This is a genomic window from Streptomyces sp. NPDC005574 (assembly GCF_040605435.1).
Classification (GTDB): domain Bacteria; phylum Actinomycetota; class Actinomycetes; order Streptomycetales; family Streptomycetaceae; genus Streptomyces.
Map to the genome: position 1 here is coordinate 1 of NZ_JBEXCW010000313.1, position 1,540 is coordinate 1,540.

A 1,540-nucleotide genomic window follows, 5' to 3' on the forward strand; every position below is an offset into this window, starting at 1 on the left:
AGATGAACCCGCGCCCCAGCAGGAGGTTGCTCGAGGCCGCGGGCCACCTGAGGGAGCCTGGGTGGCACACCCGCCCAGGCTCCCTCACCCCCGCAGGCAGCAGGCCCTTCCCCAGCGGGATGCGACATCCCCTGCTTCCGCAAGCGCCATGCCGACCCCGTTGCGGATGCCTCTCGGCCGGTAGTCCGAGCAACTCGTCCCGCACAACAAACAGCAACACAACCAGGAGTGGGCCGACCAGGCCCACCCAGCCCACGCCATCGAGGCCCACTGAAGGGAGCCCCGTAATGCCCACCACCAAGCGTCGCGCACTGATCATCATCTCGTCCGGCCACCGGCTGCCGCTGGCAGCGCCGGCCGAGGTCACGTCGATCTCGACCGGGTTCTTCCTGGTGGAGGTGGCTCAAGTGCTCAAGGAGTTCGAGGACGACTACGAGTTCACCTTCGCCACGCCCGACGGCAACGCCCCGCAACTCGATATCAACGGCATGGCCCTGTCCATGCACTACATCGAAAAGATCGGCGCCAGGACGATCCCCCTGCGCATGCAGCAGCGCCGCCGCTCGTTCACCGTCAACAGCTTCCGGCAGCGCTACCCCGAGCTGGTCGCCCGCCGCGAGCAGGAAGTTGGGCTGCTTGAGCGGCACATCGGCCGGATCCCGGTCTCCGACCTCCTGCCCAACAGCGAACCGGAGCTCGCCGAGTACCGCCCCGAACTGATCCGCCGCCTCGACAAGCTGCCCGAGGCCACCTTCCACTCGCTGCAGGACCTCGTCCAGCGCCACCGCGACGCGGCCGACGCGTTCACCTTCGCCGACTTCGACTTCATCCACACCCCCGGCGGTCACGCCCCCATGGTCGACTTCCGCGACAATCCGTGGCTCGGCGAAACCCTCCACGTGGCCCGGGAGAACGGCGTCACCATCTCGTTGATCTGCCACGCGCCCATCGCGGTGACCTCCACCCGCCAGCGCATCGACGCGCAGGGCGCCGCCTACTCCGTGAAGGACAACCCGTTCCTCGCCGCCCCCATCTCGACCGTCCCCAAGATGGGCGAGCTGTTCGCGCTGAGTTTTCTCTACCCGCACGTCCCGGGCAAGAAGACCCGACTCCCCTACTTCGTCGACGTGGCCATCAAGGAAGCCGGCTTCACCGTCGCGTCCTCCCCCAACATCTCCGCCCCGCAAACCGCCTACGAGCCGACCGTGCGGCTGCTCACCGGCAACGGCCCGCAGGCCATCGACCAGCAGACCGCCGAACTCCGCCGCATCCTCACCCACAGCCCCGCTTCCCGCCGGGCCGACGGCAAGCAGGCGAACGCGTAGCCACGACCACTCGCCGTGCCGATCAGGCAGCCAACGATGCGGTCAAGCAGCGAGAACAGGTGCGCCTTCGACGCCCCGGACGTCCTGCGGCACCGTGCGATAACGGCCCCGCCCGATCCTGGGGCGTGTCAGCGATCTTGTGTAAGTCGGTTGGTTTCATTGGATGCTGAGCCGGTCCTCGAAGAAGAGTGAGAACTGGTTCAGTGCCTCTTTCC

The 1,540-nt window shown here is 67.4% G+C and carries 1 protein-coding gene; it reads left to right on the forward strand.

Annotated elements, in window-relative coordinates:
* The first annotated feature begins 287 nt into the window (after positions 1-287).
* Positions 288-1,325 carry a hypothetical protein gene (locus tag ABZT03_RS44420; protein WP_356050029.1) on the forward strand — a complete coding sequence of 346 codons (1,038 nt, stop codon included), beginning with the start codon at positions 288-290 and terminating at the stop codon, positions 1,323-1,325.
* Positions 1,326-1,540: the final 215 nt, after the last annotated feature.